The sequence below is a fragment of the Ancylomarina sp. 16SWW S1-10-2 genome, assembly GCF_009669305.1.
Lineage (GTDB): Bacteria > Bacteroidota > Bacteroidia > Bacteroidales > Marinifilaceae > Ancylomarina.
In genome coordinates, this window is record NZ_SADB01000010.1 from 1 (window position 1) to 12,880 (window position 12,880).

Genomic DNA, 12,880 nt, shown 5'->3' on the forward strand with positions numbered 1-12,880 from the left:
TGATGGAATAACAAATGAAAAAGTACAATGGGTTCAAGATAAACTAAATAATAGGCCGAGAAAGCGTCTAAATTACTTGACTCCAAATGAAAAATATAATTATGTTGTAAATAATCAAAAAGTTGCATTTGCAACTTGAATTCAGGAAGTGGTTATTTTTAAGTCTTGCAATATTTTCATCACTAATTGTTGATGCTCAGAATAATACTCGAATAAAAGAAGCATATATTATTGACAAGGATACAATATATGGTGAGGTGAAATTAAAATCGAACATGTACGATAGTATCCTATTCAAAAAATCAGGACAAGATAGTTTTGAGTCAATAAATGCACAAGATATTGAAGGTTTATGTCTTGAGAATAAGACAAATTACCGAAGGATTCGCTATAAGATAGGTAATGAAATGAAAACAAACCTGTTTTTACAATTAACAAATGGTAAAGCAAATTTGTATAAAGGAGATGGGATTTATTTGCTTGATAACGAAGGTCAGTATTATTATTTAGCATACGAGACTGCTTATGTCGAAAATCGTGTTCCTAAAATTGATGTTCGTTTTAAAGTTGTTCTATTGAAAGCATTAGAAGATTGTGAAGGTGTCTCAAAGCAAGTGCGTTCAGCTATTTTTAGTGATAATAGCTTAACTCGTTTAGTTGATTATTATAACGGTAAAATGGGAAGTAATCATGAGGTTAATATTCGAAAAACAATTGTTAGAAAAGGTGTAAAATTAGGTGGAGGAATAAATACAATTAGCTTTTCAGATAAGCGATCAGAGTATTACAATTATGATAATAGTTGGGGAGAAACATTTAATCTTGGTTTCTATGTGAATTTTTCAAAAGAAGATAAACCTTTATCACTTCAACCAGAGTTAATAATAAGTAGAAAGAATACGGTTATGTCTCGAAATATGGATCAGTTAAATAGGAAGGTTGAATTGAAATCTACTCAAATTCAGTTGCCTATTATGGCTTATTATGAGTTACCATATAAAAGATTTACACCGGTTTTATCGTTAGGTTTGGTTTCTGCTTACGAGATAACTGGAAATTCTACGATTACTGATAACTCTCAATATTCTGACAATTTATTTGTTCGGGATTTTGAGATGAATAAATTTAGTATCGGTTTTCGCGCTGGAATAGGTGTGAAAATGAAAATTTATAAGAAAGATCTATTGTTAGAATACAACTACGAACACCTATATACCAATTTTGATTATGTAGTGAATGAATTTAGATTCAAATCACATACTTTATCAATGAGTTTTGATATTTAAAAGTTTAGGAATTAAGGAAAAATAAAGAGAAGAAGATGAATATTATAAAAGTAAAATTACTGATCCTGAGTTTACTGTTTGCTTATTCGGCAAAAGCTTTAGAAAACATAGATGGAGATAATCTTAATGAGGAGAAAATTGTAAATATTCAAAAGCAGACAAAACTTATTTACCCACACATTCTTGAATGTACCGTGAGTATTGGCGAAGGTTGTTCCGGCGTAATTGTTTCTGAAGATGGCTATGTGTTGACAGCGAGTCATGTTATTCAAAATTTTATGCAAACTGGTGAAAAACTATCGGTTAAATTGCAAGATGGTGTTGAGCGAGAAGTTGAGCGCTTAGGACGAAGTATGATCGGTGATTTTGCTCTTTTGAAATTGAAAGAAGATAGGAAATGGCCCTACGTGAAAATTGGATCTAGTGAGTCTTTAAGTAGTAATGAGGTTTGTTTAATGCTTGGTCATTCTGGTGGATATTTAGAGGATAGACCTGCAGTTCTTCGTTCTGGTTTTGTTCGAGGTTATACAGCAACTGGATTTTTAAGAACAACATGTACAATGATGCCTGGTGATTCTGGAGGTCCATTATTCAATTTAAATGGTGAGTTAATCGGAATAAACAGTTATTGTTGGGAAAAGGAATATGAAAATTATTTCTCTCCAACAGATCGAATTATGAAAGATTGGGATCGTATAAAAAATGGAGAAGAGTTTAACCTTACTAATCCTGCGTACTATAATAAAACGATTACAAAAGCTAAGGTTAAAAAAGGTCCGTTTGTTCTTCAAATGAGTAATGATGCAATATCTAAGCTCATAAAAGAGAAAAGCCAGATAGACGAAGCTGTTGTTTATCCTATTTATTCTTTGGATGATGATGATGAACTAATAATACATGCTACACAAATAGCTTCTGATGGAATTATTGTTTCTAAGTCATCCATGATAATAGAGGATGCTGTGAGATGTAAGCGTAAAAATGGGACTTTTGTGAAGGCAAATGTTATTGGAAGAAGTGAAGAGAATGATTTGGTATTTTTAAAATCAGATTCTTTAGCAGAAATTCAATTAACAGTTAGTTCAGAAAGAGAAATAGGCGATTTTATTGGTGTTGTTGATGCTGAAAACAATGTTTATCAGTCTGGAGTGATAGGTGTAGATACCAGGAATGTACCTGTTCAAGTTTCGGGGATGTTTGGAATGGAAGTTGATGGTTTAAGTGTATCAAAAGTATATGATAATAGTAATAGCTTTGTTGCTGGAATTAAGGCGGGAGATCAGATCCTTGGTATAAATTCTATGGTTTTTAATACTGAGGATGAATACAAGTCATTTATGGAGAATACTTGTCCCAATCAAGTTGTTGATGTAAGATTGAAGAGAGGCAGCGAAGATTTTGAAACAAGGGTAAAATTAGGTCCGTATGAAAATAAACATCATCCAGCCTATATGGTTGAGCTAAGTGGAAAAAAAGAAGGATTTGCCAAGGCCTTTACATTTGATATAGCTATAAAACCAATAGATTGTGGAACACCCCTTATTAATGTAAGAGGCGAAATTGTTGGTGTTACAATTGCTCGATCGACTCGGACATGCGCTTTTGCAATACCTATTGAAGTAATATTAGAAGAATATAGTCAGATCGTAAATTAGAAAGCTTGAAATCTAGTTAGTATTATTTAATATAAGTACGCTCTCAAATGTTGGATAGAACATTTGGGGCATATTTAATACTATCTCATAAATGTGTAAATGAATTCTATAGGGTTAGGCTTTTGTCTGACCCTTTTTTCAAATATTTTTAATGATTTAATATCACTTCCCAGTTTCTGATTGGCATCGTCCATCTTTTAGTAGTTTACCTAACAGCCATATAAACAAACTTTATTACAGTTTCCGAAAAATTAGAAATCGTTATTTATACTTGTTATGGAATATGACCTGTTCATGTTTCATTTTATGAAACTATCAAAATGCAATAAGTAAGAATAAAGCATTAGAACCAATATCCTAAATTGATAAAGCTTCTTAATTTAGTATCGAAACTAGATAGTGAAAGAGTTATTTCCATAGGACCTATGAGAGAATTATAGGAGTAGGTTAATCCAATACCTTTAATCCAATGAGCATCGCTTAGTGTGTCATCAATATCGTCGATTACTGTTCCTATATTAGGTTTTAGAATTAAGTAATTATTTCTAAATAATTCATATTGTATATCTGTTCTAAATACAAATGAATTTGTTGATGCAATTTCCATACGTCTTAGGCCAACAAAGGGAACTTGTATGTCGAAGTAGTTTGTCAGATCCTGACCTCCTGTATAGGTCTTAAAAACTTTAGGAATATTACTCCCCCAAACAGCTCGACCAAAAAACTGAGGGTAAAGTGTTAGTTTATCATTATAGGCTATAGCTTTTTTTACTTTTAAGTAAGCTACAACTCCAGATTTATCACCATTAAAATCAATACCATTTTTTGTTATTAGTTTATATTCCCCATGTAAACTAAATCCTTTTTTAGGGTAATAACCTTTATCATGGGAATCTATCTTAATAAATGCATAGTAGGTGAAGTAGTGATCTTCAAAATCTTCATTAACATCAGAGCTTTCAATGTTTTCTGATAGTTTATAGAATTCTATTTTACCTCCAAAACCGACTGAGTAGGATTCACGAAATGTAGAATGAATATTTGCATCTAGTTTTAATTGTCTTAGATCGTAGCTGCCTATTTTATTGTTATCCTCGTAATCAAACACATCAGAATCATTTATATCAAATTTTAATTGATAACTAGGTTTAATACCATTGTCTACATCGTATATGGCCGTAAATCTAGGATTTTCAGAAAGCTTTAGGTCTAATGAAAGACTAGAGCCATCTTGTATTTTATTTTGAAAAGTTGTGTTTAGTAAAACAGCGGCTTTATTGTCGTTATCGTAATGTATACCTACATTAAATTGTTTTGAATTTCGTTCTATTACATTAATAACCAATGTCTTTTCCTCAGTTCCATTAAGTTGAAAATCTATCTTGTCGAAATACTTACTTCCATAGGCTCTATCTATACTTTTTTTAATATTTTTTAAATTTGTCCATGTTTTTTTCTCAATATTTAGTTTACCAAGTAAAGTTGATTCTTTAACATGATCAAGCCCATTTATGACAAGATCTTTAATGAAAAATTTAGTTGTGTCACATGTGTGAGGATAATTTTGATTTTGTGTTTTTGTAAGTTGGTATTTACTTATAAGTTGTTTTAATTCAGTAATTTGTTTCTGAGAAATTTGTTCGCCACGTTTTATAAGCGAATCAGCATCTTGAAAATCAGCAACCTTATAACCCTTAATATTTGGTTTAATATAAATATCACATAGTTTTCTGTTTTTAACAAACTCTTTTTTTGCCATTAGGCTGATAGTCTGGTTAATGATATCTTCTATAGAGTTTAATTCGTCTTTGCTTCTTGGTCCAGTTTGAACATCTACACCTATTACAATATCTGCTCCCATTTTTACAACTTCTTCAACAGGAAAGTTGTTAACCATACCACCATCAGCCAATAATTTACCATCAATTTCAACAGGCGTAAATATTGTAGGTATAGCCATACTTGCCCTTAAAGCTTCTGAAATATTCCCTTTATCAAGAACAACAGCATCGCCTGTTTCTAGGTCGGTTGCAACACATACAAATGGGATGGGGAATTTTCTAAAGTCAGTTTTATCGTGATATTCAATGGTCTGACGATCGAATAGATTAATAATGTTTTGCCCTTTTACAATCCCAGCTGGTAATTGAATGCCTTTAGGTTTTATTGGGAAGGAGATAACATATCGATCAAGAGCTTGTTTGTATTTTACGTTAATGTATTTTCTAGATATTTCATCTGTCAATAATTCTTCCCAATTCTGATTTAAGACTAATTCTTCTATTTCAGAAGCAGAATACCCCATTGCATAAAAAGCACCAATAATACTTCCCATACTCGTACCAGAAATATAATCTATTGGCATATTCAATTTTTCAAGAACTTTGAGTACACCAATGTGAGCAAAGCCTTTTGCACCTCCACCACTTAAGACTAATCCAATTTTGGGACGTGAATTTTCTTGTAAACTATCTTTTTTGCTTTGAGCATTGAGATTTAAACTCAATAGGATAATTAGAAGAGAGAGTTGCGTTTTTAACATGTAGACTATATGATTAATTTGGTGCAATTGTTTTTCTGATAAATTATCACCTATTTATATTAATTTATTGGTTTAGTTTATCGAGTTCTTTTTAATTTTCTTTTAATACTAGAACGAAGTATGGGGAAATTAAATATTCTTTGAAATGTACTTAAGGTTAAATTCTTAATATTTCAAAGGTATATTTTATGCTATTAAAAAGCGATGAAAAACTGAATCTGTTTAATAATATTTGATATGTTAAATTGAAAATAGACATTATCAGTTATCAACTTATTTTTTATATAAATTAAGTTTATACTAATAATTTAATAAAGTAAAGTTACAAACTTTTTCTAAAAAAGGTGAATTTAAAAAACGGAACAGAGAGGATATGATAGGTTATGCTAAAAGGAGGTGATTGAGGTGTAAAAAAAAGCTCTAAGTGTTCTTACTTAGAGCTAGATTTGCATAAAATTTTATAAGTCTATTTCTTTTGTTTTTTCTGTTTTTTCTTTGCCTTTTTAGCCTTGGCTTTTTTGTTGTCTATCTCAAAATTCTCAGCTTCTTCCATTAGTTCTTTCAAACTTTTCGAATAGTCTTCCGAAAAGTCAATAGTTGTAGAATAATCCTCTTTTGAGATTTCCATCTCAACAATTTTTTTTCCAAGATATTCTTCAATTTCATTGAGCATCAACTTTTCTTCTTCGCTACAAAATGAAATAGCAACACCTTTGTGAACTCCACGTCCTGTACGTCCTACGCGGTGCACATAGTTTTCATCCACATCAGGGAGGTCATAGTTAACAACATAGTCTACATTAGGAATATCAATTCCTCGGGCACTAACATCAGTCGCAATTAGAACTTTCGTTTTACCCGATTTAAATTCATTAAGAGCTGTTAATCTATCTTTTTGTTCTTTATCACCATGTATGGTCATCGTATTAATATCGACTCTTTGCATGGCTTTAAAGACTCTCTCTGCACGAACTTTTGTTCTAACAAAAACTAGAATTTTACTATCAGCATTGTCTTTAATAAAACGCTCAAGAAAGAATCGTTTGTCATCCATTTTGATAAATCCGACAGAATGATTGACGTTTTTAGCAACAGGATCTTTAGGTGAAATTTGTATACGAATAGCTCTGGTTACTAATGAATAAGCTAGTTTCTTAATTCGAGGACTAATTGTTGCCGAAAAGAAAAGTGTTTGTCTATTCTTAGGTAAATATTTTATGAGGTCTTCAATATCTTTAATAAAACCAAGATCAAGCATATGATCGGCCTCATCAAGTATCAATGTTTCAACATCACGAAGATAAATATGACCTTGATGTACAAGATCAAACATTCTACCTGGAGTTGTTATAAGAATATCGATTCCTTCTTGTAGTTTGGCAATTTGGGGTCCTTGTTCTACACCTCCAAATACACAAAAACTAATCACTTTGGTATTTTTTCCAATTTCTTGAAAAACCTCAGTAATTTGAATTGCAAGCTCTCGAGTTGGAACCATTACAACAGCTTTGATTCCTTGTGATTCTTTAGTCTTTTTATTTCGATGTAGTTTATCGATAATAGGAATGGCAAAAGCAGCCGTTTTACCCGTACCTGTTTGAGCAATAGCTAAAACATCTTCCCCTTTCATAATAGGAGGAATTGCTTTGAATTGGATATCCGTAGGACGTTTAAAATTTAAGCTTTCTAAGTTGCTTTTAATCTCTGAACTAAAACTATATTGATTGAATTTCATTGATGTATTTCTGATTTTCTTGTAAATAGCAAGAAATGCTATTTTAATATTAGATGGTACAAAGATACAAGAAACTTTTGATGTATAATGAGCTTCTTTTTTTGAATGGAAAGGATGTGTCGATTAGTTATTATTAATTGTCTTTTTTAGCTACTTGTTTTAGGTTGGTATTAATTCTTTTTAAGGCTTGTTGAATATTTTCTTCAGGTTCAATATAATTTTGAGTCCCCCAAAATGTGGCATCATATGGTTGTTTAGACTTAGACATAACGGTATTAGGATGTAGGCGTTCTCTATATTTAAAGCTTTTAATATTAGTGGTATCAACCAGAGTGACTGCCATTTCAAAGTTCGTTTCAAAAGTTTTAGCAAAGAATTGATGTTTGTGCCGAACTTTAAATTTAAGATTGCCTTTTGTGTGGTTTAAGTAATATTTCCCATTGATGTTTTTATAAGAAACAGCATAGCCTATTCTCAAGGGTTTAACTTTAGTTTTGGATGACTTATGTGCTATAAAGTGGTTTTTTAGTTCACCAATTCGAGAGGAGGGATAAGAGAATTCGGCTCTAATAATAGCTAGACTTCTAGTGTCTATAAAGATATCACCTTGCATCAAGAGAAGACTGTTGCTACCTTTAGGTTCAAAATGGATGACATAAACAGGATGATTATCGAATGAGCTGATATCAGCTAAATGGAAGTTATAAAGATGAAAGTTATCCGTATCGAGAAAATCTATTCTATTTTTTATAATGTCAAGATGTAAACAGGCATCAACACCACCTTTTAATCGTAACGAAACGGTATCTAAACGGCTTGAATCGTATATTTTTCGAGATTGGAAAACCTTGGCCATATCCATTCTATAAGTAGATTGATAGGCCGATTTATATATGTCGAGAATGGATTCAAGATAAATCATATAATTTTTATTTTTACTGACTGATTCCCGATAGAAAGCAGTCAGTCGGCTAGGGTGATTTGGGTAATTTTTATCAAACCTATTGATACTTGACTTGAGTAAAGCCAGAGGAGCTGTGTTACGAATAACGACTTCTTGAAGAGATATTAAATTTTCTCGGAGTTCTATACTAAGTTCATTATTCTTTATCTCATGTATAGGTATTTCTGTGTTCTTAAATCCAATGAAAGAAAATGTGAGTGTATCCTTAAAGTATTTTTCGGGTAGGTTCAATAAAAAATCACCATCAATATTGCTAATTGTTCCAATTGTTTTGCCCTTAATGCCAATACTAGCATAGGCTAATGCATTTTTGTTTTTTTTATTAACGACTCGACCTTTTACCTTCTTAAATTGCAATTGAGGTTTAAGAATATGTGTTTCTCGATTGTTTTTTTGTTTGGTAGGGAAGATAATGATTTGCTTGTTTATTTGCTGGAAATTCAATGTGGTATCAGGAATAATTTGTCTTAGTACAACAGCCAAAACAACTTCTTTAACCTCAATGTTCACTAGAGCTTTGTTTTGTAAGATACGTGCATCATAAGTAAAATATGTATTCGTCTTTTGTGCTATCGAATCTAGAGCATTTTCTAGGCTAATTTCTTTTAAACAGATTGTTATTTTTTGATTGAGGTCTTTATTTTGTGCTAGGCTAATCACACTAGCCGTAAAGAAACAAAGGAAGATAATTAAACGCTTCGCTTTTGCTTTATTGAAAGTATGAATACTAATCCCTAGCATATTTGTATTTTAGTTGAGAGTGAGTTGAAACCTAGTCTTATTTTAGCATTAAGTTGTCATGCTTCTCGTCTACAAATTGAGGCTTTTTTAATTAGCCTTTTTAATTATAATTTGGTCTCCATTTTTCTCATATACCAAATTGAAAGGACTACACATATAGTTTAAAATATTGTCTAGTTGATCGTGATCGAACGTTGAGGTAAGAGGTAGCTCTTTAAGCTCATCTTCCTGGAAACGAATTTGTACATGATAAGTTCGATCAAGAACTTTAGCGACTTCTTTTAGTTTAGTATCTCTAAAAATCATTCGACGTGTTTTCCAAGATAAATAATTATCATCACGATTAATTCCTTTTTCGAGATTATATTCTTGTAAACTTGCAAAGTCGCCAGGAATTAGAATTAGTTTATTTTCAGGTTTATCTATTGATGAAAATTGAACTTTTCCAGTTTTTACAAGAACTTCTACCTTATTAAACGTTGTATTAATATTGAAAGATGTTCCAAGAACTTTTACTTCAGCATTCTTAGCATTAATAATAAACGCCTTATTGGGATTTTTTGATATGTCGAAGAATGCTTCACCAATTAGTTCTACACGACGTTCGTTTTTACTAAACTCTTTGGGATAAATAAGCTTTGAATTGGCATTAAGAGTGATAATTGATCCATCATCAAGCTTGATACTTTTATTAGCTTCACCTATTTCGCAAACAAATGTTTTATTCGAATAAAGATGAGTATATGTTGTTTTGCTTACTAAACCAATCCCAAATAGAATTATAATTGAGGCTGCAACTCTCATAAAACTTTTAAAAGGAGAGGGTTTCTTAATTTTAAGTTTCGGATTATTTTTTTGATTTCTAGTAATTCTATTTTTTACATTAAGCCAAGCGTCTTCAGAGTTAAAAGCTTCCTCAGCAAGAAATGAATCAGCGCGCGTTAAATCCTTTTCAGAAGCTTTTATAGCTTCAGCATAGTTTGGATTCACGGCCAACTCCTCTTCGAAAGCTTCTAGTTCCGATTCTGTCATTTCTCCACTTAGGTATTTCGAAATGATTTCCCAATCCAGTATATGTGAAAATTCCTTTTTCATTTTTTTTGTTTTTTGCAGCTACTTTTGAATTATAACTGCGGCAATAGTCTTTATTAACTTGTTATGTTGATATATGGTTGCTTAAAATAAACACATGTAATCTTTTAAACTGTGCCTGAATGCTTTTAGCGCTTTACCCATATTAGCTTCAACCGTTTTAATAGAAATGGATAGTTTTTGAGCTATTTCTTGATATTTTAAACCTTCAAAGCGACTCATTTTAAAAATGATACCACAACGTTGAGGTAGAGATAAAAGGGTTTTATGTACAATTTCGTTTATTTCCTTTTCTTCTAGTTTGTTAGCCGAAGAATTGTTTTCATTGTAATGGTGCTTAATGTATTCTTTGTATTTGTTATGACTGCCATCTTTTCTTAAAGCTTGCAGCGCATTGTTATATGTTGATCGATATAAATATGCCTTTATTGACGTGTGAATGTTTAAGTCTGATCTGTTTTCCCAAATTTGACAAAAAATGTTTTGTACAATCTCTTCTGAAAGATCTTTTCTTTTGACAAAGCGAAGTGCATAAAGGCATAGTTGTGGATACAATTCTTTGAAAATTTTTTCAAATTCTTCTATTTTGCCTTCTCTTATTTGCTTTATTCTATTTTGAGAGTCGTCTAACATTCGTAATTTCTGCTTCGTGTATTCTTAATATCTAATTAAAAATAGGTCTTTTTTCATGTCTTTTTCGATACTTTAATAATTTGTTTTGAAAATATCCTGAAGCCTAAACTACAGGATATTGTCTATTAAACGAACGAAGGCTTATTTCCCTTTTCTTTTTAACTTTCTAATTGCAGATTCGATTGATTGATCTGGTTCAATAGTGTTTGATGCTCCCCAAAAATTTTCATCACTAAAACTTCCAATTTCATCAGCCATTACTTGATGGGATTTGAACCTTTCTTTTCCTTTGAATCTCATCGGTTCATTATCACTTCTATCTGTAATTGCCATTTCTGTCATAACCGAGAACTTAGAATTAAATAGTTTACGTTTCCAGTTACACTTGAATTTTATTTCTCCACGAGCATAAGTAAAATACCACTTACCATCTTTTTCTTGATAATTAACGATGTAGTCAGCAGAAAGTGGTGTTACTTTTACACCTGAAGGTTTTTTGCGAATAAACATCCTTCTTACCTCTGATTCATTTTCCATATTTAAGCTAAACCTAGCGCTACTTAGGGCTAAGCTTTTTGCATCAATATAAAAAAGTCCGTAGTATAAAGGTAAATCGATACCTTCTTTTTGTTTAAATTCAATCACATAGTGAACTTTGTCGTTAAGTTTTGTGATATTTTTAAATGTATAATCGTAGTTCTCAAGAAAATCACCTGAAAGCAGATTGTATGGATTCTTGATGACATCAAGTAGGAGAGTTGTGTTGGGTCCACCTTGTAGCTTAAATAAAAGGGTATCCATTTTTTTAACGTCTTGCCCCTTGCGTCCTTTGTATATTTGAACTTGATCGTCTCGCATTTGGTTATAACCAGACTTGTTAATATTAACTACAGCCTCTGATAAGGCAACATAAGTCCTGTTCTTCTTAATGGTTTCACGATAAAATCCTTTCATCATATTAGGATCTAAAGAGTAGTTTTGAGCAAGTCGGTGTAGAATGCTTCTAACCAATAATTGTGGATCGTGAGGGTGTACATTAATTTCACCAAGAGGAATAATTGCAGATTCTAATTCAAGTGTGTTTTTTCGGAATTTCAAGTCTGATATCGTAAATTCTCTGTTCTTAAAACCGATATGAGAAACAGTAATAGTCTTAGAGTTAGAATTTTTTGCGATTTTCAATAAAAATTCACCATCGCTATTCGAAACAGTAGCAACATTTGAATTGTTAACAGATATATTGGCAAAAATAAGAGTTTCACCAGTTTCCTTATTTTTAATTTTTCCCTTGTACACATTGTATTCTAGGGTATCGATTACTTGTTGTGTTTTAGTTTTTTTCTTCTTTAAGTTGATATTATCAGCTCCCATTACATGGCTAAATGAAAGAACCAGTATGAATGAAAGCAATATCGAAAGGTGTTTTCTGAAATTTGTTTTCATGATAGTATATTTTAAATATGTATAAACCTGTTTGACTTTTATTTTGAGAAGGATTGGCCTTATCTTTCTGTCTTTCTACTACTATGATGCTTAATCAGAATTATACCCTATCCTAAAACACTAAAATATACGAATTATTTGTTAGTTTGTGACGAAAACATTTGATTATGATGAGTTTGTGAATCCTCTTTTTTTTGAAACGTTTAGTAAAAATAAAAGCTCCACTACTTTTGAAGTAATGAAGCTTTAAATAAAATATTGAATTTAAATATGGTTTATTCTGCCGTTTGTTCTATTATATGAAACGCCTCATGTAGCCAGCCTTTACGGTCTTCGTTAGCGTTTGAAATCGCATTTTTTAGTTTAGCCATTTCTAGTTCTTTTGATTCAGGCTCAAAAAATTCATCCATATTTTCGATTACGGTTAAAGCTTCAAAAGCAACCTCAAAATCACTTTCTATCAATAGATCAACAAAAAGACCAAGGTGTTTTGTAAATTTTAAATTTGATTGCCAGCATACCTCAATCAGGTTTTTCTGAATAGCTTGATATTTTTCGTTCTGAATAGCGGCAACGATTGGTTCAACTGCCTTAGAAACTTTAATATCGAATAGGAAATTATATAAAGCTTTTTCAACTTCAGGATGACTAGGGTTTATTAAATAATCAAGAATTGCATCCAAGTCTTTAATATTACCTTTTGCGCGTAAGTTTTCTATACTTTTTAGAACGAGCGTTTCATCTTTTAAACTTAAATTTATCATATTAAGACTCTTTGTTTTTGTAATT

The 12,880-nt window shown here is 31.4% G+C and carries 9 protein-coding genes; 2 read left to right on the top strand and 7 right to left on the bottom strand.

Annotation, left to right across the window (positions count from 1 at the left end; all coding sequences use genetic code 11):
* Positions 1-128: 128 nt before the first annotated feature.
* Both EMN46_RS09715 and EMN46_RS09720 read left to right on the top strand, forming a co-directional pair.
* On the top strand, positions 129-1,286 hold the full coding sequence (locus EMN46_RS09715; RefSeq protein ID WP_154200616.1) for a porin family protein: 1,158 nt from the start codon (positions 129-131) through the stop codon (positions 1,284-1,286).
* A gap of 35 nt (positions 1,287-1,321) precedes the next feature.
* Positions 1,322-2,941, top strand: coding sequence for a S1C family serine protease (locus tag EMN46_RS09720; protein WP_154200617.1), 1,620 nt, complete (start codon positions 1,322-1,324; stop codon positions 2,939-2,941).
* A gap of 343 nt (positions 2,942-3,284) precedes the next feature.
* Here the strand turns inward: EMN46_RS09720 and EMN46_RS09725 are convergent, their stop codons facing one another.
* The 7 genes from EMN46_RS09725 to EMN46_RS09755 all read right to left on the bottom strand — a co-directional run bounded on the left by EMN46_RS09725 (position 3,285) and on the right by EMN46_RS09755 (position 12,855).
* Complete coding sequence (locus tag EMN46_RS09725; RefSeq protein ID WP_154200618.1) at positions 3,285-5,483, bottom strand: patatin-like phospholipase family protein; 2,199 nt, start codon at positions 5,481-5,483, stop codon at positions 3,285-3,287.
* A gap of 466 nt (positions 5,484-5,949) precedes the next feature.
* The gene (locus tag EMN46_RS09730) at positions 5,950-7,218 is read right to left on the bottom strand and encodes a DEAD/DEAH box helicase (protein ID WP_154200619.1); all 1,269 of its coding nucleotides are present in this window, start codon (positions 7,216-7,218) and stop codon (positions 5,950-5,952) included.
* Between the two features lie 133 nt (positions 7,219-7,351).
* Complete coding sequence (locus EMN46_RS09735) at positions 7,352-8,923, bottom strand: carboxypeptidase-like regulatory domain-containing protein (protein ID WP_154200620.1); 1,572 nt, start codon at positions 8,921-8,923, stop codon at positions 7,352-7,354.
* An 87-nt stretch (positions 8,924-9,010) separates the two neighbouring features.
* Entirely contained in the window at positions 9,011-10,018 is a 1,008-nt protein-coding gene (locus EMN46_RS09740) for a FecR family protein (RefSeq protein ID WP_154200621.1), read from the bottom strand.
* An 81-nt stretch (positions 10,019-10,099) separates the two neighbouring features.
* Positions 10,100-10,648, bottom strand: coding sequence for an RNA polymerase sigma-70 factor (locus tag EMN46_RS09745; protein ID WP_154200622.1), 549 nt, complete (start codon positions 10,646-10,648; stop codon positions 10,100-10,102).
* Between the two features lie 141 nt (positions 10,649-10,789).
* Positions 10,790-12,091, bottom strand: coding sequence for a carboxypeptidase-like regulatory domain-containing protein (locus tag EMN46_RS09750; protein ID WP_154200623.1), 1,302 nt, complete (start codon positions 12,089-12,091; stop codon positions 10,790-10,792).
* Positions 12,092-12,366: 275 nt separating this feature from the next.
* On the bottom strand, positions 12,367-12,855 hold the full coding sequence (locus EMN46_RS09755) for a hypothetical protein (RefSeq protein WP_154200624.1): 489 nt from the start codon (positions 12,853-12,855) through the stop codon (positions 12,367-12,369).
* Positions 12,856-12,880 lie beyond the last annotated feature (25 nt).